Below are 20118 nucleotides of genomic sequence, written 5' to 3'. Positions count from 1 at the left end.
GGCCATGGCGGCCCTACGCCTTGACTCTCCCCTATACGGCAGCCCTTACCCTGAAATACTCTATTTCAGGATCCACCCATGACGCCGCGCACCCTGGTTATCCTTGGCCATCCTTCAACGTCCAGCTTGTGTTCCGCACTGGCCGATACCTACATCCAGGCCGCAAAAATCGCCGGCCATGAAGCCCGCGTCCTACGCTTGGGCGAGCTGGTTTTCGACCCCAATCTGCACAGCGGCTACACCCAACCCCAACCGTTGGAACCCGACCTGCTCAGCGCCCAAGCCGACATCCTATGGGCGAGCCACCTGACCTTCATCTATCCCATCTGGTGGGGCGGTATTCCGGCGTTGATGAAGGGTTTCATTGACCGAATCTTCCTACCCGGCTTCGCCTTCAAATACCGCAAGGGCAAGGCTTTCCCCGACAAGCTGTTGCTCGGCCGCACTGCACATTTGTTGGTGACCCTGGACACGCCGCCGTGGTATTACCGCTGGTTCTATCGCATGCCGGGCGTCCACCAGATGCGCAAGACCACCCTGGCGTTTTGTGGCATCAAGCCAGTCAAGACGCTGCTGTTCGGGCCGGTGCTGGGCTCTACGCCGGCGCAGCGAACAAAGTGGTTGAAGCAAGCGGGCACACTCGTTGAAAAAGGGAGTTTTCATGTACATCGGCAAAGCCGCGCAACTGTCGAGCACGACCGTCAAGGCGATCCGTCACTATGAGGCGATCGGGCTGCTGCCCACGCCGCAACGCCAGGGGCAGTACCGGGTGTATTCGGCGCAGAGTGTCGAGCTATTGATGCTCATAAAGTGCGCGCAGCAGTTTGGGTTCAAGCTTAAGGAGTTGCAGGAAATTCTCTCAGGCTACGTAGGTGATGCATTGCCTTGGGAACGGGCGGACCAGGCAATCGCCGAGAAGAAACACGAATTGGCCACTCAGATTGCAGCACTGCAAAAGATGCAGGCAGGATTGCTTGCGTTCGAAGCCCAGCTAAAGGACGCAGAAGGCCGCTGCGCTCAATCGGCGACAGCACTGGCCTGAGTGGACGATGAGCCGAATAGCGTTTCTATTCGGCTCACACAACGAATGGTTCGAAACCAGCCGCGATCAACCGCAACTGTCAATACGACGGACAAGTGACACCCCCGCTCATTTGCCCAGAATCCCCATGTCTGCTAGTGTCGCGCCGGTTTACCGTCTACCGGAATAGCCGCCATGGCCCGCAAAAAAGTTGCACTCGATTTCGAACAATCCCTCGCCGACCTGCAAACCCTGGTCGAGCGTCTGGAGAACGGCGAGTTGTCGCTGGAAGACTCGTTGACAGCGTTTGAGCAAGGCATCGGCCTGACCCGTGACTGTCAAAGTGCCCTGGCGCAGGCCGAGCAGAAGGTGCAAGTGCTGCTCGAACGTGACGGGGAGTTGGCCGAAGAACCTTTCGATGCGGAACAGCCAGAATGATCGACGCGTATCAGGCCAGTAGCCAAGCCCGGGTCAATGCGGCGCTTGCGCCCTTGTTTGTTGCGCCAAGCCCGGAAATGAACCGCCTCTATGAGGCCATGCGCTACAGCGTGATGAACGGCGGCAAGCGCGTGCGCCCGTTGCTGGCCTATGCCGCGTGCGAAGCCCTGGGTGCGCCGGCCGAAGAGGCCAATGGCGCCGCCTGTGCAGTGGAGCTGATTCACGCCTATTCCCTGGTGCATGACGACCTGCCGGCGATGGACGATGACGACCTGCGTCGCGGCCAGCCCACCACCCACAAAGCCTTTGATGAAGCCTATGCGATCCTGGCCGGCGACGGTCTGCAGAGCCTGGCGTTCAGCGCGTTGCTGGACCCGGCCTTGAGCAGCGTCAATGCCGAGATACGCCTGCGCATGGTGACCAAGTTGGCCCACGCAGCGGGCCCGGCCGGCATGGTCGGCGGGCAGGCCATCGACATGGGTTCGGTCAGCCTCAAGCTCGACCAGCACGCCCTTGAGCACATGCATCGCCACAAGACCGGCGCGCTGATCGAAGCCGCCGTGGAGCTGGGCGCACTGGCCAGCGGCCAAGCGACCGCTGCGCAATTGGCCGCCCTACAGACCTACTCCCGCGCCATCGGCCTGGCCTTCCAAGTGCAGGACGACATTCTCGACGTAGAAAGTGACACCGCCACCCTGGGCAAACGCCAAGGTGCCGACATCGCACGGGACAAACCGACTTATCCTGCGCTACTTGGGCTGGACGCGGCCAAGGCCTACGCCCTGGAACTGCGCGACCAGGCCCTGGACGCCCTGCGACCTTTCGACGCGGCGGCCGAGCCACTGCGTGACCTGGCGCGGTATATCGTCGAACGTCGCCACTGATAACGGCGGCCTTTACGGCCGCATATCGGCCAAGTTCGGCGCTCTGCGTGGGCAGTTTGCGATGCTTGAGGTAAACTGCCGCCTCTTCTATACCTATAACGATTCGCCTGATGCCCACGACGTTTCAAGAGATTCCCCGCAAGCGCCCGTCCACGCCCCTGCTTGACCGTGCTGTCACGCCGGCCGGCCTGCGTCGACTGGGTGAAGCCGAGCTGGAAACCCTGGCCGATGAGTTGCGCCTGGAATTGCTCTACACGGTCGGCCAGACCGGTGGGCATTTCGGTGCCGGCCTGGGCGTCATCGAGCTGACCATCGCCCTGCATTACGTGTTCGACACCCCGGATGACCGGCTGGTGTGGGACGTGGGCCATCAGGCGTATCCGCACAAGATCCTCACCGGTCGCCGCGAGCAGATGGGCACGTTGCGCCAGAAGGACGGCATTGCCGCCTTCCCGCGTCGCTCCGAGAGCGAGTACGACACCTTTGGCGTCGGCCACTCCAGCACGTCCATCAGTGCAGCGCTGGGCATGGCCATTGCCGCCCGCCTGCAAGGCAGCGATCGCAAGGCGATTGCGGTGATTGGCGACGGCGCGTTGACCGCCGGCATGGCGTTCGAAGCGCTGAACCATGCGCCGGAAGTGGACGCCAACATGTTGGTGATCCTCAACGACAACGACATGTCGATCTCGCGCAATGTCGGTGGCCTGTCCAATTACCTGGCAAAAATCCTCTCCAGCCGCACCTATGCCAGCATGCGTGAAGGCAGCAAGAAGGTGCTCTCGCGTCTGCCCGGCGCGTGGGAAATTGCCCGCCGTACCGAAGAATATGCCAAAGGCATGCTGGTGCCCGGCACCCTGTTCGAAGAACTGGGCTGGAACTACATCGGCCCGATCGACGGCCACGACCTGCCCACCCTGATCGCCACGCTGCGCAACATGCGTGACCTCAAGGGCCCGCAGTTCCTGCACATCGTCACCAAGAAAGGCAAAGGCTTCGCCCCGGCGGAAGTCGACCCGATTGGCTACCACGCCATCACCAAGCTGGAACCCCTGGACGCTCCCGCCGCTGCGCCGAAAAAAGCCAGCGGGCCGAAGTATTCCGGTGTGTTCGGCGAATGGCTGTGCGACATGGCTGCCGCCGACCCTCGCCTGGTGGGGATTACCCCGGCGATGAAGGAAGGCTCCGACCTGGTGGCCTTCAGCGAGCGTTTCCCGCTGCGCTACTTCGACGTGGCGATTGCCGAACAGCACGCGGTGACCTTTGCGGCCGGCATGGCCTGCGAAGGCGCCAAGCCGGTGGTGGCGATCTACTCCACCTTCCTGCAGCGCGGCTACGACCAACTGGTCCACGACGTGGCGGTACAGAACCTTGATGTGCTGTTCGCCATCGACCGCGCAGGCTTGGTGGGCGAAGACGGCCCGACCCACGCCGGCAGCTTCGATTTGTCCTACCTGCGCTGCATCCCCGGCATGCTGGTGATGACGCCGAGCGACGAAAACGAACTGCGCAAGATGCTCAGCACCGGCCACCTGTACAACGGCCCGGCCGCCGTGCGCTACCCACGCGGCAACGGTCCGAATGCGGTGATCGAGAAGGACCTGGAGCCTATCGAGATCGGCAAGGGCATCGTGCGTCGCCAAGGCAGCAAGACCGCCTTCCTAGTGTTCGGCGTGCAATTGGCCGAGGCCCTGAAGGTGGCCGAGAAGCTCGACGCCACCGTGGTCGACATGCGTTTCGTCAAACCCCTGGATGAAGACCTGGTGCGTGAGATTGCCGGCAGCCATGAGCTGCTGGTGACCGTCGAAGAGAACGCCATCATGGGCGGCGCCGGTGCGGCCGTCAGCGAGTTCCTGGCGCGGGAGAACATCCTCAAGTCGGTGCTGCACCTGGGCTTGCCGGATGTGTACGTCGAACACGCCAAGCCGGCGCAGATGCTGGCCGAATGCGGGTTGGACGAGGCCGGGATCGAGGCGTCGGTGCGTGAACGCCTGGGCTTGCTCAACCTGTAAACACCATACCTGTAGGAGCCGGCTTGCCGGCGATAGCATCACCCCGGTCACCCTGAAAAACCGAGGTGCCTGCATCGCAGGCAAGCCAGCTCCCACAGTGGTTTTGCATTGCATTTGAATGCTATGGACAGCTCATGAATCGCCTTCGCCTCGCCCTGCCCCTCCTGCTCCTCCCCGCCCCCGAACTGCTCGCCGACACCCGCGACCAGGCCCTGAACCTCCCCGACGTCGTCATCACCGCCAACCGCCAGGTGCAGGCCCGCAACGACAGCAGCGCCGCCAACACCGTGTTCACCCGCGACGACATCGACCGCCTGCAACCCACCAGCGTCACCGACCTGCTGAGCCGCGTGCCCGGCGTGCAAATCGCACAAACCGGTGGGCGCGGCAGTTTGCCGGGGGTGTTCATTCGCGGCACCAAGTCGGCCCAAAGCCTGGTGCTGGTGGACGGCCAGCGCATCGCCAACGCCACCTCGGGCGACAGCGGGTTGCAGTTCCTCAGCGTCGACCAGATTGAGCGGGTAGAAGTGCTGCGCGGTTCGCGCTCGGTGATCTACGGCAGCGATGCCATCGGCGGGGTCATCCAGATTTTCACCCGGCGCAACGCCCAGGCCGGCGTTCATCCGCGTCTGCACGTAGGCTTTGGCAGCAACCAGACGTGGGAACGCAGCCTCGGCCTGTCGGGCGGCGACGAGCGCACGCGCTTCAACCTCGGCGCCAGCCTGGATGAAACCCAGGGCATCAACTGGACCCATGAGTCGTTTGCCAGCGATGGCGATCATGATGCCTACCGCAACAAGTCCTTGAGCCTGAACCTCAGCCACTCGTTGAGCGATGACCTCGAAGTCGGCTTCAACCTGTTGGATGGCCGGGGCAAGTCGGAATACGACAACCCGTTCGGGCGCTACGTCAGCTTTTTCGAAACCGTCGGCCAGAAACCCTACACCGACTACACCGTGAGCAGCGCCAGCGGTTACATCGACGCCAAGCTCAACGAGCGCTGGCAAACCCGCCTGGAACTGGGCCACAGCGAGAACCGCGACAAGAAGCGCGACCATCTCAGCGATGAGGGCAGCGCCTTCAACACCTACCGCGACTCGGTGAACTGGCAGAACGACCTGACCCTGGATGACCGCAACAGCCTGATCCTCGGTGGCGACTGGTATGAAGACCGCGTGCGCGCCACCACTGACTTCGACGAAGACAGCCGCTGGAACCGTGCGGTGTTCATCCAGCATCGCTTCGCGGCCGAGCGGTTTTCCACCGAGCTGGGCCTGCGTCACGACACCAACCAGCAGTTCGGCAGCCAGAATACGTGGAGTGGCACCCTGACCGTGCCGCTGAACCCGGACAACGACGTACTGCTGTCCTACAGCGAAGGCTTCCGTGCGCCAAGTTTCAATGACTTGTACTACCCCGGCAGCAGCAACCCCGACCTCAAGCCCGAACATTCAAAAACCTATGAGGTGCAGTGGCGCAGCCAGCTGAGCGACACCACGCGCCTGGAAACCTCGCTGTATCGCACCGACCTGAAAGACGCCATCGTCGCCCAGCCGGCGGACCTCTACATCCCGCACAACGTGGCGTCCGCACGGATCAACGGGTTTGAAGCGGCGCTCAAGCAGCAGGTGTTCGGCTGGCAAGGCAACCTGGGCGTCTCGATCATCGACCCTCGCGACCGAGACAGCGGCCATACCCTGGCCCGTCGGGCGCGGCGCACGCTGAACCTGGATGTGGATCGGCAGTTCGACAAGCTGGGGGTGGGTGCCAGCTGGCAAGCGATCAGCCGCAGCTATGACGATGAAGAGAATCGCAATCGCCTCGGCGGGTATGCCTTATTGGGGCTGCGCAGCAGTTGGGTGTTGAACCGCGAGGTGCTGGTGTCGTTCAAGGTCGATAATGTGTTGGACAAGGCCTATGCGCGGGCGATGTACAGCTATCAGGACCCGGATTTCGAGAACAACCAGTATTATCGTGAAGAGGGTCGGGTTTGGAGGGTTGGGGTGACTTGGACACCTGAGATCTGAGTTGGCAGGTCCGGCCTCATCGCAGGCAAGCCAGCTCCCACAGGGGGAACGCGTTCCAAATGTGGGAGCTGGCTTGCCTGCGATAGCGGTATTACAGGCCCGGCGCTATGACCTGACACAACCGCCCCACCGCCTCCAACATCTGCCCGCTGGGTCGCTCCAGGCCCTTGTCTGGCACCAGCCGCACCCGCCCAGCCATCGCCGTCCACACCTTCCAGGCCTCCTTCTGCACCTGATCGCCCACCAGAATCATCTCGGGATCACGCTGCAACACCGACTCGATACTCACCTGCGGCGCCGGTAGCTTGAGGTCATCGAACACATTACGCGCGCCGCACACCCTCAACGCATCGCTGATGATTTGCCCGCCGCCCACGGTATACAGCGGCTGGTTCCACACCTGGTAAAACACGCGCAAGGGCTCGGCGCGCTGATAGCGCTGGCGCAACTCAGCCAGTCGCTGGCGCAGTTGTGCGGCCAGTTGTCGACCCGCCTCAGCATGCCCCAATTGGTCGGCGATGGCCTGGACCTGGGTAGTCAGTTGCTCAAGGCTGTGGGGTTCGGCGACGTACACCGGGATATTCAGGCGCTGCAGTTGTTCGCGCTGGGCCGGGCCAACGCTGCCCGGCCAGAGCAGGATCAGGTCCGGTTTAAGGCTGAGCAGGCGCTCCATGTCCAACTGGCCGTAATGCCCCACTGACGGCACATTCGCCAAAGCCGCAGGCCGATCGCCGCCGTCGAGCACGCCCACCAGCAGGTCGGCAGCGCCCAGTTCAACCACGATTTCAGAGAGGGACGGCGCCAGGCTGATCACACGTTCGGCCGCCAACGCCTGGGTGCTTAATGCCAGCAGAAGCGCCAGCCAGTAACGCCTCATCCCAGCTGACGCGGAATGCGATAGAGGTAGAACAACACCAGCGTCGACAGGGCCAACAGAAACAGCGGCACCGCTTCCAGTCCGACAAACACCGCCAGCGCGCCGATCCACGCAGGAATGGCGGCAACCAGCAACGCCGTGCGCCGACGGGCCGCCAGGGTGATCCAGGCCGCCGGTTCTTCAGGGGTATCGAGGGCTTTGGAGGTGGCGATCAGTGCGTGTTTATAGCCATGGAAATAACGCAGGCTCAGAAACATAGAGGCCACGCCGGCAATGAAGAACGGCATGGCCAATACGGGAAGCAATGATTCAGCCTGGCCAAACACCAGGTTGATCACAAACAGCGGGAGCAGTGCCAGGGCCAGGTACTGCCACCAATTGAAGGACAGTCTCCGTTTCACCTGGCCACGGGTCACGCGCGGTCGACCTCGCCCTGATGCTCGTTGCCCATCATGTGGTCGAGCTTGCTGGCCTTGGTGGCCAGGTACAGTTTGTTGTGCGGGTTGTGCCCGGTGTGCAGCGGCACGCGCTCGGCCACGGTGATGCCCATGTCGGTCAAGGCTTTGACTTTGCGTGGGTTGTTGGTCATCAGGCGCAGGGATTTGACGCCCAGGTGCTCCAGCATCGGCAGGCAGATCGCGTAGTCGCGCTGGTCAGCGGCAAAGCCCAGGCGCTCGTTGGCTTCAACGGTGTCGGCGCCGCCGTCTTGCAGCTCATACGCACGGATCTTGTTCATCAGGCCGATACCACGGCCTTCCTGGCGCAGGTAGAGCAGAACGCCCCGGCCTTCGCGGGCGATGGCACGCATCGCGGCTTCCAGTTGCGAACCGCAGTCGCAACGCTGGCTGAACAACGCGTCACCGGTCAGGCATTCGGAATGCACACGGCCCAGCACCGGCGCGCCGTCAGCGATGTCGCCCAGGCTGAGCACAACGTGCTCGCGGCCGGTGGCTTCTTCGAGAAAGCCATTCATGGTGAACGTGGCAAAAGGGGTAGGCAGCTTGGAAGCGGCGACGAAAACGACGGGCACCGTGTGCTCCTGATTTCAGTTTTTACGATGACGGGCATTGTAACAGCAGGTTCCTACAGACGCTTAAGCTGAATTATCGCTGATAAAGATCAATCGGTTCGATTGGCCTTCATCCCGGTTCTATGCCCATCAGAACGGATAGGGCTGTTTCCAGCGCTCGAAAATCGGCTTCAACTCGCCGTTTTTCACCAGCGCCGCCATGCGCTGGTCGTATACAGCCATCAATGCCCGGCCGCGCTCGGTATCAGCAAACCCTAGGTACAGCGGCAGTTCGGCGATGTGGGTGAGCGTGAATTGCGTCGGGTCATCGGCCTGGCCAAGCACGTACTGGGCTTCGCTGAGGGCGTCGATGTAGAAGTCTGCGCGGCCGTGCTGCAGCATCGGCAGGATGCCGTCGCGGCGTTCGATCTGGTTGAAGCGGTGCACGTTGGGCAAGTACTCCTCGTACTTGTAGCCGCGCACCCAGGCCAGGCGGTAGTTGCCCAGCGTGGCCACGCTGGGCGTCGGCGCAGTGGCCAGTCCGAGGGCGTAGATGTGGTCGGAGTCGAAGTTCCAGTGGGGGTACAGCACGCCAGTCGCTTCGTCACGGTAGGAACCGACCCAGCCATCCACTTCGCCGCGCTGGGCCAAGCCGACCGAACGGGTATAGGGCACGCTGCGGGTTTGCAGGGTGATTCCGGCCGGCTCGAACACCTGACGCAACACATCCCACGCCAGGCCGCTGCCGTCTTTGTTGGTGTAGTCGTTCCACTCTTCGCTGGCCAGCATGATCTTGCCAGGTACCGGGGCTTCGTCCGCGTGCACAAGTGTCGCGACCGCGCACAGCACAATCAGCAGCCAACGGCGCACATCCATGATGACAACCTCCTACACCTTGAGAACCGTATAGAGGGTAGCGCAGCTCGCCGAATCAGGGCGTCTCGCTGAAGTGCTGATAGCCGCGCACGGCCGGGGTGATGTCCTGCCCTTGGGCATCAAGCAATGTCACGCCCTGCCCCGCCTCGACCCGGCCGATCACATGCACCGGCCAACCGCCCGCCAACAAGGGCGCCAGTTCGGCAGGCGGCAGGGTAAACGCCAGCACGTAGTCATCCCCGCCGCTCAGCGCAGCCACGCGGGCGGCCTCATCCCCGACAAACGCCAGCAAGGCCTGGGACAACGGCAAGGCCTGGCGCTCGATCAACAGGCGGACAGCCGACGCCTTGGCGATATGCCCGCAATCGGCCAACAGCCCGTCGGAGATGTCCATTGCAGACGTCGCCCTGCCCCGCAGCGCCAGCCCCAGGGCCAACTGCGGCTGCGGTGACCAGTAATGGGCCAGCAGCGGCTCGGCGACGGCGGCATCGGCGCTGCGCTGCCCCAAGACCAACGGCAAGGCGCCGGCCGCATTGCCCAGCTCACCACCGACACACAGCAGGTCACCCGGCTGTGCACCGCTGCGCGTCAGCGCCTGCCCGGCCGGCACGCGGCCGAACACGGTCAGGGTCAGGCTCAACGGGCCGCGCGTGGTGTCCCCGCCTACCAAGCCCACGCCGCAGCTTTGCGCCATGGCGTTCAAACCCTGGGCATAGCGTTGCAGCCAATCGGCATCGACCGTTGGGGTAGTCAGGGCAAGGGTAAACGCGAGAGGGTGGGCGCCCATGGCGGCCAGGTCGCTCACCGCCACGGCCAGCGAGCGCTGGCCGAGCAGGTACGGATCACAAGGGTCGGCAAAGTGTACGCCGGCTACCAGGGTATCCGTGGAGATTGCCAACTGCTCCCCGGCGGGGAGCGCCAGCAAGGCGCAGTCATCGCCGATCCCCAACGCAATGCCTTCGCCGCCTTGCGCACAGGGCGCGGCGGCGAAGTAGTTGCGGATCAGCTCAAACTCGCCCATTCAGGACTCAAGCGCTTAGCGCTTGTACGCCTTCACTTCGGCTTCACGCAGGCGCGGGGCCAGCTTGTCGAGCACGCCGTTGACGAACTTGTGGCCGTCGGTCGAACCGTAGACTTTCGCCAGTTCGATGCCTTCGTTGATCACCACGCGGTACGGCACGTCGACGCGATACAGCAGTTCCCAGGCCGACAGGCGCATCACGCACAGTTCAACCGGGTCCAGCTCTTCGATGGTCAGGTCCAGGCAAGGTGCCAGGGCCGTGTCGATCTCGGTCAGGTGGGCATGCACACCGTGCAGGATGTCGTGGAAGTACGGCAGGTCGGCAAAGGTGAAATCGTTGTCGACACGAAACTGTGCTTCGATCTCGTTCAGCGAGGCACCGGCCAGGTGACGCTGATACAGCGCCTGGGTCGCCAGTTGACGAGCAGCGCGACGCTTCTCGTTCTTGGACGGCTTGCCAGCATCGGCAGGGCGTGGTTCGCGCGGGTTGAAGTTGTCGCTCTCGTCGGAAATCACTTGGCCTCCAACTGCGACAGCAGGCTGACCATTTCCAGGGCGGACAGGGCAGCTTCAGCACCTTTGTTACCGGCCTTGGTGCCGGAACGCTCGATGGCTTGCTCGATGGAATCAACGGTCAGCACGCCGAATGCTACCGGCACACCGAACTCCATGGACACCTGGGCCAGGCCCTTGGTGCATTCGCCTGCCACGTATTCGAAGTGCGGAGTACCGCCACGAATGACCGCGCCCAGGGCGATGATTGCCGCGTATTCACCCTGTTGAGCAACTTTTTGCGCAACCAGTGGAATCTCGAAGGCGCCAGGGGCACGGATAAGGGTGATATCGCTTTCGCTCACACCGTGGCGAACCAGGGCGTCCACAGCACCGCTTACCAGGCTTTCAACGACGAAGCTGTTGAAGCGGCCAACCACCAGGGCATAGCGGCCTTTGGGGGCGATGAAGGTACCTTCGATGGTCTTCAGGGTCATTCGACAAATCTCTTAAAGAGCAGGGACGCGAAAAGTGCGTCCCTCAGTGATGTGTTAACCGCGAACAAGGGGCAAAAATCGCCAGCCTTTATTCGGAGGGCACGTATTCTACTACTTCCAGGTCGAAACCGGATATCGCATTAAATTTCATTGGCGCACTCATCAGGCGCATTTTGCGCACGCCGAGGTCGCGCAGTATCTGCGAACCGGCACCGACGATGCTGTAGGTGGTCGGTGTCTTGACCTGGGTGTGCTCGGCGGTTTCACGGATATGCGCCAGCAGCACATCACCATCCACCGGGTTGCCCAGCAACAGCACCACACCACTGCCCGCCTCGGAAACCGCGGCCATGGCGGCTCGCAGGCTCCAACGGCCCGGTTGCTTGACCATCAACAGGTCACGCAAGGGGTCCATGTTATGCACGCGCACCAGGGTCGGCTCTTCGGCGCAAATGGTGCCCAGGGTCAGGGCCATGTGCACGTCGCCTTCCACTGAATCACGGTAGGTCACCAAATTGAATTGGCCCAGTTCGCTGTCCAGCGGCTGCTCGGCAATCCGCTGAACGGTACGTTCGTGGATCATGCGGTAGTGGATCAGGTCGGCAATGGTGCCGATCTTGATGTCGTGTTCAGCGGCAAAGGCTTCGAGTTCGGCGCGACGGGCCATGGTGCCGTCGTCGTTCATCACTTCGCAGATCACGCCGCTCGGCTCGAAACCGGCCATGCGCGCGAGGTCGCAGGCCGCTTCGGTGTGGCCGGCACGGGCCAGGGTGCCGCCCGGTTGGGCCATCAGCGGGAAGATATGGCCAGGGCTGACGATGTCTTCGGCCTTGGCGTCTTTCGCGGCGGCGGCTTGCACGGTGCGCGCGCGGTCAGCGGCGGAGATACCGGTGGTGACGCCGGTGGTCGCTTCAATAGACACGGTGAACTTGGTGCCAAAACCCGACCCATTGCGCGGCGCCATCAGCGGCAGCTTGAGCAACTCGCAACGCTCGCGGCTCATGGGCATGCAGATCAGCCCACGGGCGTGCTTGGCCATGAAGTTGATGTGCTCAGGCTTGCAGGCCTCGGCGGCCATGATGATGTCGCCTTCGTTCTCGCGGTCTTCGTCATCCATCAGGATGACCATCTTGCCTTGGCGGATGTCTTCAACCAGTTCTTCGATGCTATTGAGCGCCACGTGGCACCCCCTTGGTCAGGATTTCAGGTAGCCGTTAGCGGCCAGAAAACTTTCAGTGATGTTACCGGCAGTAGGCTCTGCGGCCTTTTCGCCCAGCAACAGGCGCTCCAGGTAACGGGCCAGCAAGTCCACTTCCAGGTTCACCCGGCGACCCGGCTGGTAAGACGCCATGATGGTTTCGCTGAGGGTGTGGGGAATGATGGTCAGTTCAAATTCGGCGCCGTTCACGGCGTTCACGGTGAGGCTGGTGCCGTCGACGGTGATCGAGCCTTTGTGGGCGATGTACTTGGCCAGCTCTTTGGGTGCGCGGATGCGGAATTCCACGGCACGCGCGTTTTCGCTGCGCGAGACAACTTCGCCGACGCCATCGACATGGCCGCTGACCAGGTGGCCGCCCAGGCGGGTGGTCGGGGTCAGGGCTTTTTCCAGGTTGACCGGGCTGCCAGCTTTAAGGTCGTTCATCGCGGTGCAGTCCAGGGTTTCCCGGCTGACGTCGGCGGCGAAACCGTTGCCTGGCAGTTCGATGACGGTGAGGCACACGCCGCTGACGGCGATGCTGTCGCCCAGCTTGACGTCGCCCAGGTCCAGCTTGCCGGTTTCAACCAGCAGGCGAACGTCGCCGCCTTTGGGGGTCATGGCGCGGATGCTGCCGATGGATTCGATGATGCCGGTGAACATGGCCTTCTCCTGGAAAACGGTACGGGACACTTGAGCGTCCGGTCAGAATTATACGCTCGCTGCTGGCACAGGGATGGCAGTGACTCGCCAGTCGTCGCCTACAGCGCGCATTTCAGTGATCTTGAGGTGGGGGGCGTCGGCCAGTTTCTCAAGCGGCCAGTCGAGCAAAGGCCGGGCAGCGGAACCGAGGAACTTGCCGGCGACGAATATCACGTACTCGTCCACCAGGCCCTGTTGGGCAAACGCACCTGCCAGGCTCGGGCCGGCCTCCACCAGCACTTCGTTGACGCCACGGGCTGCCAGCGCAACCAACGCCGAGCGCAGGTCGACCTGCCCATCTACGCCCGGCACCACCAGGCATTCAGGGCCACGGGGGAACTGATTTTCCGGGGTGACGCAAGTGATGACCAGCGCCGGGCCAGCCTTGAAGAACGGCGCGTTGAGCGGCACGCGCAGGCGGCCATCGATCAACACGCGCAAGGGCGGACGCGACATGGCCAGGGCGGTGGTTGCTTCATCCAGGCCCAGCTCGGCGGCGCGTACGGTCAGGCGAGCACCGTCGGCCAACACGGTGTCGGCACCGGTCAGCACCACACTCGCCTCGGCGCGCAGGCGTTGCACCGCTGCGCGGGCGTCGGGGCCGGTGATCCATTGGCTTTCGCCGCTGGCCATCGCAGTGCGCCCGTCCAGGCTCATCGCCAGCTTGACCCGCACAAACGGCAAGCCGTGTTCCATACGTTTGAGGAAGCCCGGGTTCAGCGCCCGCGCTTCTTGTTCCAGCACGCCGCTGCGAGTCTCGATACCCGCCAGGGCCAGACGCTGCATGCCGCGCCCCGCCACTTCCGGGTTGGGATCCTGCATGCCGGCGACCACACGCGCCACACCCGCACTCACCAGCGCATCGGCGCATGGCGGCGTGCGGCCGTGGTGGCTGCAGGGCTCAAGGGTCACGTACACCGTGGCGCCGCGTGCCTTGTCGCCAGCGGCGCGCAGGGCATTGGGCTCGGCATGGGGCTCGCCGGTACGTTCATGCCAGCCTTCGCCGACAATCTGCCCATCCCGCACAATCACGCAGCCCACCCGAGGGTTGGGGTGGGTGGTGTACAGGCCTTTACGGGCCAGTTCCAGGGCACGGGCCATGTAGTGGGCGTCGAGGACAGCTTGTTCAGCGCTAGGCGAATTCATTCTTTGGCAGGCTCACGGGCCAGGCGGTCGATCTCTTCGCGGAACTCATTGAGGTCCTGGAAGCGTCGATACACCGAGGCGAAACGGATGTAGGCAACTTCGTCGAGCTTTTGCAGCTCGCCCATCACCAGCTCTCCAACCACCAGGCTCTTGACCTCGCGCTCGCCGGTCGCACGCAGTTTGTGCTTGATGTGCACCAGCGCCGCTTCCAGGCGCTCGACACTCACCGGGCGTTTTTCCAGGGCGCGCTGCATACCGGCACGCAGTTTTTCTTCGTCGAAAGGTTGGCGGCTGCCGTCGGACTTGATCAGGCGGGGCAACACCAGTTCGGCGGTTTCGAAGGTGGTGAAACGCTCACCGCAGGCCAGGCATTCGCGCCGGCGACGCACTTGATCGCCCTCGGCGACCAGACGCGAGTCAATGACCTTGGTGTCGTTGGCACCGCAGAAGGGACAGTGCATGGTTGGCAGGCAACAAAAAAAGGGAGGGCCATGGTAGCGCATCCCTGTGGCAAGACAAGCCATAGCCTTTACGGTATATAGGCTGGCTTATATGTTTCTTTGTGTTCAAGTCACGGATTTTGCCCTTTCTGGAGCCGTACATGCAGTTACGACCACTTGTTTTGCTCGCCCTGTTCAGTGTCCTGGTCGCCTGCAGCAGCGAAGCCCCCAAGCCAACCACCCCTCAACCGACGCCCGCCCAGGAGAAAAAAGTCCCGGGCATTGAAGACCTCGGCCCGTTGCCGGCGTATCAGCGTGAAATCAACGGCACCCTCAACGGCGTGCCTGCCGGTGCCGAAGTTGAGCTGGCGCTGCTGGTGATCGACGACCGCTCGCGCCCGCAACAACTGCTCGCCAGCAGCGTGCTGACCGGCAACAACCAACCCCTGGCCTTTCGTTTGCGCTTTAACCCCGAGGCCTTCCCGGCCGGTGCGCGGGTGGAGTTGCGCGGCCGCGCCAGCCAGTCGGGCCAGTTGATCCTGCACCTGCCTGCGGTGCGCATCACCCAGGCGATCACCCAGAGCACCGGCCCCCTGCAACTCGTCCCGGCACCATGACGCCACCGCTGGGCCTGCAAGCCGCGCTCAGTGAGCTGATCGGCGATGCGCACTTGGTGCCCTGCCCGCTGCCGGGCACCGAGCTGTCGTTGTGGCTGCTGGACGCCGACAACATGGACCGCGCCTTCAGCCCCGAAGAAACCCGGCGCATCCTGCACGAGCCGCCCTATTGGAGCTTTTGCTGGGCCAGTGGCTTGGCGTTGGCGAGGTATCTGGCGGCCAATCCTGAGTGGGTCGCCGGCAAACGCGTGCTGGATTTCGGCGCGGGTTCTGGCGTGGCGGGGATTGCTGCCGTCAAAGCCGGTGCGCTGGAAGTGGTGGCTTGCGACCTGGACCCGTTGGCGCTGGCGTCTTGCCGGGCGAATGCCGAGCTTAACGGTGTGGCGCTGGGTTACTCGGAAGATTTTTTTGCCGAGGCTGACCGCTTCGATTTGATCCTGGTGGCTGACGTGCTTTATGACCGGGCGAACCTGCCGCTGCTGGATCAGTTTCTCACTCGCGGCCGAGAGGCGCTGGTGGCGGACTCGCGGGTGCGGGACTTTCAGCACCCGGATTATCGGCGGCTGGAGATCCTGGATGCGCTGACGTTGCCGGATCTGGCCGAGCCTTGGGAGTTTCGCAAGGTGAGCCTGTACCATTCGCGCCGCCTTTAAAGGCATCGCCGGCAAGCCGGCTCCTACGCGTGATCGCGCTCCCCTGTGGGAGCTGGCTTGCCTGCGATAGCGGTCTTGAAACCGCCACGCTTTCAGCTAGCTGCGCCAGCCCTTATAGTTGCCCCATTCCCGCTTTATTCGAGACGCCCCATGAGTGAGCCCACGCCGTACATCTTCGATGTCACCACCGCCACCTTCGATCAGGCGGTGATCGAGAATTCGTTCCACAAACCTGTGCTGGTGGATTTCTGGGCCGAGTGGTGCGCGCCGTGCAAGGCGTTGATGCCGTTGCTGGCGCAGATTGCCGAGAGTTATCAAGGCGAGTTGTTGCTGGCCAAGGTCGATTGCGAGGCCGAGCAGGACATCGTTGCGCGCTTCGGTATTCGCAGCCTGCCGACGGTGGTGCTGTTCAAGGACGGCCAGCCGGTGGACGGGTTTGCCGGGGCGCAGCCGGAGTCGGCGGTGCGGGCGATGCTGGAGCCCCATGTACAGATGCCACCACCGGCAGCGGCGGACCCGCTGGAGCAGGCCCAGGCGCTGTTCGCCGACGGCCGCATCAGCGATGCCGAAGCCGTGCTGGTGGCCTTGCTGGGTGAGGACAACACCAACGCCGGCGCGTTGATCCTGTACGCACGCTGCCTGGCTGAACGCGGTGAATTGGGCGAAGCCCAGACCGTGCTGGACGCAGTGAAGAGCGACGATCACAAAGCCGCCCTCGCCGGCGCCAAGGCGCAGATCACCTTCCTGCGCCAGGCGGCCGACCTGCCAGACGCCGCCGACTTGAAAAGCCGCCTGGCGCAAAACCCGCAAGACGACGAAGCGGCCTATCAGTTGAGCATCCAGCAATTGGCGCGCCAGCAGTACGACGCGGCGCTGGAAGGCCTGCTCAAGCTGTTCATCCGCAACCGCAGCTACAGCGAAGGTTTGCCGCACAAGACCTTGCTGCAGGTGTTCGAACTGCTGGGCAATGATCACCCGTTGGTGACCGTGTACCGCCGCAAGTTGTTTGCCGCGCTGTACTAATCGCCGACCCAGCTGTACAGCGGCGTGTCTGCGCCGCTGGCCACTTTCACGCTTGAACTGTGGCGCAGGCGCACCAGCAGGCGCTTGCCTGACGCGGCGTCACCGGCTAAGCCTTCCAATTGATCGAGCAGTTCCAGGCCCGTGAGCTGCCCGGCGTTACGCAACAGAGCCTGGGCGTTCTGCCACAGGTCGTCATTCTGTTTGACCGGTGCGGCTGCCGGTGCGGCGGTTACAGGGGCCGCCTGCAATTGCGCGCCCAGGCGTGCCCAATCGCCTTCGTCCAGCTCCAGGGTCAAGTCCACCGGCCAGTCGCCGACGGTTCCACGGATTCGCAACATCGTCCTTCCTCCTGCTGTTTTCTGACAGGCATGCTCCCACGCGGCTTGCGCAACGCCAAGCGGGCGGTCAAACTCTGGCACTATTGTTATAAGATCACATAACAAAACTTTCATGTTCTGGAGCCTTCTCATGCGCCGTCTGTTGCTCGCTTTGCCGTTTGCCCTCCTGCCACTGGCTATCGCCCACGCCGCTGACGAACATGAACACGAGCACGGCAGCCTCGGCGCCCACGAACACGGCGTTGGTCGCCTGAATGCCGTGCTCGATGGCCAGGCCCTGGAGCTTGAACTGGACAGCCCGGCGATGAACCTGGTGGGCTTCGAACACCTGGCCACCACCCCGGCCGACAAAGCCAAAGTCGCCGCCGCGCGCAAACAACTGGAAAACCCGCTCGCCCTGTTCAACCTGCCCAAGGGCGCCGGTTGCGTGGTCAGCACCCAGGAGCTCAACAGCCCGCTGTTCGGTGACAAGCCGGAAGCCGACCATGACGACGACGATGACCACGATCACGACGCCAAAGACGGCGCCCACGAGCATCATCACGATCACAGCGAAATCCACGCCCACTACCAATTCACCTGCGCGACGCCGACTGCACTGAGCAACCTCGACCTGACCCAGGTGTTCAAGACCTTCCCCGCCACCCAGAAAATTCAGGTACAACTGATCGGCCCAAGCGGCCAGCAAGGTGTGCAAGCCACGGCACAGGCCGCTACCCTGAAATTCTGATGTAAACCCCTGTGGGAGCTGGCTTGCCTGCGATACAGACGCCTCGGTACAGCAGACACACCGCAGCGATGCCATCGCAGGCAAGCCAGCTCCCACAGGGGTCCAATTTAGCCAGCAGGCGAATTTGATTTCACATGACTCAAGCACTGATCGAACTGTCTGACCTGGCCTTCAACTGGCCCGGTCACCCCCAGTTGCTGGACATCCCCGCGTTCCGCCTGGAAGCCGGGGAAACCCTGTTTCTCAAAGGCCCCAGCGGCAGTGGCAAAACCACGTTGCTGGGCCTGCTCGGTGGCGTTCAAAAACCTACCCAAGGCAGCATCCGCCTGTTGGGCCAGGAACTGACCGAGCTGTCGGCCGGCGCCCGCGACCGCTTTCGCGTCGACCACACCGGCTACATCTTCCAACAGTTCAACCTGCTGCCGTTTCTGTCAGTACGTGAGAACGTCGAATTGCCGTGTCACTTCTCCAAGCTGCGCGCACAACGGGCAAAGCAGCGTCACGGCAGTGTCGACAAAGCTGCCGCTGCCTTGCTGGCGCACTTGGGTTTGAAGGACAAGGACCTGCTGGAGCGCCGCGCCGACTCGCTGTCCATCGGCCAGCAACAACGGGTGGCCGCCGCCCGTGCGTTGATCGGCCAGCCGGAACTGGTGATCGCCGACGAGCCCACCTCGGCCCTGGACTACGACGCCCGCGAAGCCTTCCTGCAACTGTTGTTCGCCGAATGCCGCGAAGCCGGCGCCAGCCTGTTGTTTGTCAGTCACGACCAGAGCCTGGCCTCGCTGTTCGACCGTAACCTGTCGCTGGCCGAACTCAATCGCGCCGCCACGCCCGCAGAGGTTTGAGATGTATCTGTTCCGTCTAGCCATGGCCAGCCTGGCTAACCGCCGTTTTACCGCGATCCTCACCGCGTTCGCCATCGCGCTGTCAGTCTGTTTGCTGCTCGCCGTGGAGCGTGTGCGCACTGAGGCGCGCAACAGTTTCGCCAGCACCATCAGCGGCACCGACCTGATCGTCGGCGCGCGCTCCGGCTCCGTGAACCTGCTGCTCTACTCGGTATTCCGCATCGGCAACGCCACCAACAACATTCGCTGGGACAGCTTCGAGCATTTCGCCGCCAACCCCCAAGTGAAATGGGCGATCCCGATTTCCCTCGGTGACTCCCATCGCGGTTACCGCGTAATGGGCACCAACGAGTCCTACTTCGAGCATTACCAGTACGGCCGCAAGCAAAACCTCGAACTGGCCAGCGGCCGCGCCTTCGCTACCGACCCTTTCGAGGTGGTGCTCGGTGCCGAAGTGGCCGACGCGCTGCACTATAAACTCGGCGACAAGCTGGTGCTGGCCCACGGTGTCGCCGTGGTCAGCCTGGTGAAACACGACGACAAACCCTTCACCGTGGTCGGCATCCTCAAGCGCACCGGCACGCCGGTGGACCGCACCTTGCACATCAGCCTCGGGGGCATGGAAGCCATCCACATCGACTGGCACAACGGCGTACCGGCCCAGGGCAAAGGCCGTATCAGTGCCGACCAGGCGCGCAACATGGACCTCACGCCCCAGGCCATCACCGCGTTCATGCTCGGCCTGAACAACAAGATCTCCACGTTCGCGCTGCAACGGGAAATCAATGATTTCCGTGGGGAGCCGATGCTGGCGATCTTGCCGGGCGTGGCGCTGCAAGAGTTGTGGAGCATGATGGGCACCGCCGAAAAAGCGCTGTTCGTGATCTCGTTGTTCGTGGTGCTGACCGGCCTGATCGGCATGCTCACGGCGATCCTCACCAGCCTCAACGAGCGCCGCCGCGAAATGGCGATCCTGCGTTCGGTGGGCGCCCGCCCGTGGCACATTGCGACGTTGCTGATCTTCGAAGCGTTCGCGCTGGCTCTGTCCGGCGTGGTTGCAGGCGTGGGGCTTTTGTATGTGTGCATCGCCGCCTCACGTGGCTACTTGCAGGCCAACTACGGCCTGGACCTGCCGATGTCGTGGCCCAGCGAATATGAATGGACGCTGCTCGCCGGTATCCTGGCCGCCGCGCTGTTGATGGGCGCCGTGCCCGCGTGGCGCGCCTACCGACAATCCCTGGCCGACGGCCTGTCCATACGTTTATGAGGAAGGCTTCG

At 63.1% G+C, this 20118-nt stretch carries 24 protein-coding genes; 12 read left to right on the top strand and 12 right to left on the bottom strand.

From position 1 onward, the window contains the following. Window positions 1-78 precede the first annotated feature (78 nt). The 6 genes from AC07OV_RS19465 to AC07OV_RS19440 all read left to right on the top strand — a co-directional run bounded on the left by AC07OV_RS19465 (window position 79) and on the right by AC07OV_RS19440 (window position 6379). Window positions 79-723 carry an NAD(P)H-dependent oxidoreductase gene (locus AC07OV_RS19465; RefSeq protein ID WP_495092787.1) on the top strand — a complete coding sequence of 215 codons (645 nt, stop codon included), beginning with the start codon at window positions 79-81 and terminating at the stop codon, window positions 721-723. Further along, entirely contained in the window at window positions 662-1042 is a 381-nt protein-coding gene (locus AC07OV_RS19460; RefSeq protein ID WP_495092786.1) for a MerR family transcriptional regulator, read from the top strand. The genes AC07OV_RS19465 and AC07OV_RS19460 overlap by 62 nt, the downstream gene beginning before the upstream one ends. Window positions 1043-1216: 174 nt before the next feature. After that, on the top strand, window positions 1217-1459 hold the full coding sequence (locus AC07OV_RS19455; RefSeq protein ID WP_003176346.1) for an exodeoxyribonuclease VII small subunit: 243 nt from the start codon (window positions 1217-1219) through the stop codon (window positions 1457-1459). After that, window positions 1456-2343, top strand: a complete 888-nt coding sequence (ispA, locus tag AC07OV_RS19450) for a (2E,6E)-farnesyl diphosphate synthase (RefSeq protein ID WP_495092785.1) — start codon at window positions 1456-1458, stop codon at window positions 2341-2343. Before AC07OV_RS19455 ends, ispA begins: the two co-directional genes overlap by 4 nt. 110 nt (window positions 2344-2453) lie before the next feature. Beyond that, complete coding sequence (dxs, locus tag AC07OV_RS19445) at window positions 2454-4352, top strand: 1-deoxy-D-xylulose-5-phosphate synthase (protein WP_495092784.1); 1899 nt, start codon at window positions 2454-2456, stop codon at window positions 4350-4352. A 134-nt stretch (window positions 4353-4486) separates the two neighbouring features. Further along, window positions 4487-6379: a TonB-dependent receptor domain-containing protein gene (locus AC07OV_RS19440; RefSeq protein WP_495092783.1), complete on the top strand. Its 1893-nt coding sequence runs from the start codon at window positions 4487-4489 to the stop codon at window positions 6377-6379. Window positions 6380-6470: 91 nt separating this feature from the next. Here AC07OV_RS19440 and AC07OV_RS19435 read toward each other — a convergent pair whose 3' ends face one another. The 11 genes from AC07OV_RS19435 to nrdR all read right to left on the bottom strand — a co-directional run bounded on the left by AC07OV_RS19435 (window position 6471) and on the right by nrdR (window position 14655). Further along, complete coding sequence (locus AC07OV_RS19435) at window positions 6471-7256, bottom strand: cobalamin-binding protein (RefSeq protein ID WP_495092782.1); 786 nt, start codon at window positions 7254-7256, stop codon at window positions 6471-6473. After that, the gene (locus tag AC07OV_RS19430; RefSeq protein WP_176999281.1) at window positions 7253-7672 is read right to left on the bottom strand and encodes a nuclear FMR1 interacting 1 family protein; all 420 of its coding nucleotides are present in this window, start codon (window positions 7670-7672) and stop codon (window positions 7253-7255) included. Before AC07OV_RS19430 ends, AC07OV_RS19435 begins: the two co-directional genes overlap by 4 nt. After that, on the bottom strand, window positions 7669-8286 hold the full coding sequence (gene ribA / locus AC07OV_RS19425; RefSeq protein ID WP_095013680.1) for a GTP cyclohydrolase II: 618 nt from the start codon (window positions 8284-8286) through the stop codon (window positions 7669-7671). Before ribA ends, AC07OV_RS19430 begins: the two co-directional genes overlap by 4 nt. A gap of 129 nt (window positions 8287-8415) precedes the next feature. Further along, complete coding sequence (locus tag AC07OV_RS19420; protein WP_494998108.1) at window positions 8416-9141, bottom strand: substrate-binding periplasmic protein; 726 nt, start codon at window positions 9139-9141, stop codon at window positions 8416-8418. Between the two features lie 55 nt (window positions 9142-9196). After that, window positions 9197-10162 (bottom strand): thiamine-phosphate kinase, encoded by a 966-nt coding sequence (thiL, locus tag AC07OV_RS19415; protein WP_494998107.1) that lies wholly within the window; start codon window positions 10160-10162, stop codon window positions 9197-9199. A 15-nt stretch (window positions 10163-10177) separates the two neighbouring features. Continuing rightward, window positions 10178-10678 carry a transcription antitermination factor NusB gene (nusB, locus tag AC07OV_RS19410; RefSeq protein ID WP_010206836.1) on the bottom strand — a complete coding sequence of 167 codons (501 nt, stop codon included), beginning with the start codon at window positions 10676-10678 and terminating at the stop codon, window positions 10178-10180. Beyond that, entirely contained in the window at window positions 10675-11151 is a 477-nt protein-coding gene (gene ribH / locus AC07OV_RS19405; protein ID WP_003194576.1) for a 6,7-dimethyl-8-ribityllumazine synthase, read from the bottom strand. The genes nusB and ribH overlap by 4 nt, the downstream gene beginning before the upstream one ends. Window positions 11152-11239: 88 nt before the next feature. Beyond that, window positions 11240-12331, bottom strand: coding sequence for a bifunctional 3,4-dihydroxy-2-butanone-4-phosphate synthase/GTP cyclohydrolase II (gene ribBA, locus AC07OV_RS19400; RefSeq protein ID WP_176999278.1), 1092 nt, complete (start codon window positions 12329-12331; stop codon window positions 11240-11242). A 15-nt stretch (window positions 12332-12346) separates the two neighbouring features. Beyond that, window positions 12347-13009, bottom strand: coding sequence for a riboflavin synthase (locus tag AC07OV_RS19395; RefSeq protein WP_016973956.1), 663 nt, complete (start codon window positions 13007-13009; stop codon window positions 12347-12349). Between the two features lie 48 nt (window positions 13010-13057). Further along, window positions 13058-14194 (bottom strand): bifunctional diaminohydroxyphosphoribosylaminopyrimidine deaminase/5-amino-6-(5-phosphoribosylamino)uracil reductase RibD, encoded by a 1137-nt coding sequence (ribD, locus tag AC07OV_RS19390; protein ID WP_494998106.1) that lies wholly within the window; start codon window positions 14192-14194, stop codon window positions 13058-13060. Continuing rightward, the gene (nrdR, locus tag AC07OV_RS19385) at window positions 14191-14655 is read right to left on the bottom strand and encodes a transcriptional regulator NrdR (protein WP_010206843.1); all 465 of its coding nucleotides are present in this window, start codon (window positions 14653-14655) and stop codon (window positions 14191-14193) included. The genes ribD and nrdR overlap by 4 nt, the downstream gene beginning before the upstream one ends. A gap of 140 nt (window positions 14656-14795) precedes the next feature. On the opposite strand from nrdR, the gene AC07OV_RS19380 reads away from it, so the two are divergent. From AC07OV_RS19380 to trxA, 3 genes are all read left to right on the top strand, one after another. Continuing rightward, a complete protein-coding gene (locus AC07OV_RS19380; protein WP_176999276.1) occupies window positions 14796-15251 on the top strand; it encodes a YbaY family lipoprotein in 456 nt (151 codons plus the stop codon). After that, complete coding sequence (locus AC07OV_RS19375) at window positions 15248-15904, top strand: class I SAM-dependent methyltransferase (protein ID WP_494998104.1); 657 nt, start codon at window positions 15248-15250, stop codon at window positions 15902-15904. Before AC07OV_RS19380 ends, AC07OV_RS19375 begins: the two co-directional genes overlap by 4 nt. Window positions 15905-16054: 150 nt before the next feature. Further along, entirely contained in the window at window positions 16055-16927 is an 873-nt protein-coding gene (gene trxA / locus AC07OV_RS19370) for a thioredoxin (RefSeq protein ID WP_178924271.1), read from the top strand. Here the strand turns inward: trxA and AC07OV_RS19365 are convergent. After that, window positions 16924-17265, bottom strand: coding sequence for a hypothetical protein (locus AC07OV_RS19365; protein ID WP_495092781.1), 342 nt, complete (start codon window positions 17263-17265; stop codon window positions 16924-16926). The genes trxA and AC07OV_RS19365 overlap by 4 nt on opposite strands. Before the next feature lie 130 nt (window positions 17266-17395). On the opposite strand from AC07OV_RS19365, the gene AC07OV_RS19360 reads away from it, so the two are divergent. From AC07OV_RS19360 to AC07OV_RS19350, 3 genes are all read left to right on the top strand, one after another. Beyond that, window positions 17396-17995 carry a DUF2796 domain-containing protein gene (locus tag AC07OV_RS19360; protein ID WP_494998101.1) on the top strand — a complete coding sequence of 200 codons (600 nt, stop codon included), beginning with the start codon at window positions 17396-17398 and terminating at the stop codon, window positions 17993-17995. 134 nt (window positions 17996-18129) lie between these two features. After that, complete coding sequence (locus AC07OV_RS19355; RefSeq protein WP_495092780.1) at window positions 18130-18840, top strand: ABC transporter ATP-binding protein; 711 nt, start codon at window positions 18130-18132, stop codon at window positions 18838-18840. Window position 18841: 1 nt separating this feature from the next. Then, window positions 18842-20107, top strand: coding sequence for an ABC transporter permease (locus AC07OV_RS19350; protein WP_495092779.1), 1266 nt, complete (start codon window positions 18842-18844; stop codon window positions 20105-20107). The last annotated feature ends 11 nt before the right edge of the window (window positions 20108-20118 follow it).

Source organism: Pseudomonas sp. GW821-FHT09A09 (assembly GCF_059418405.1).
Note: the sequence above shows the minus strand (reverse complement) of the source record. Positions and strands in the feature narration are given on the sequence as shown.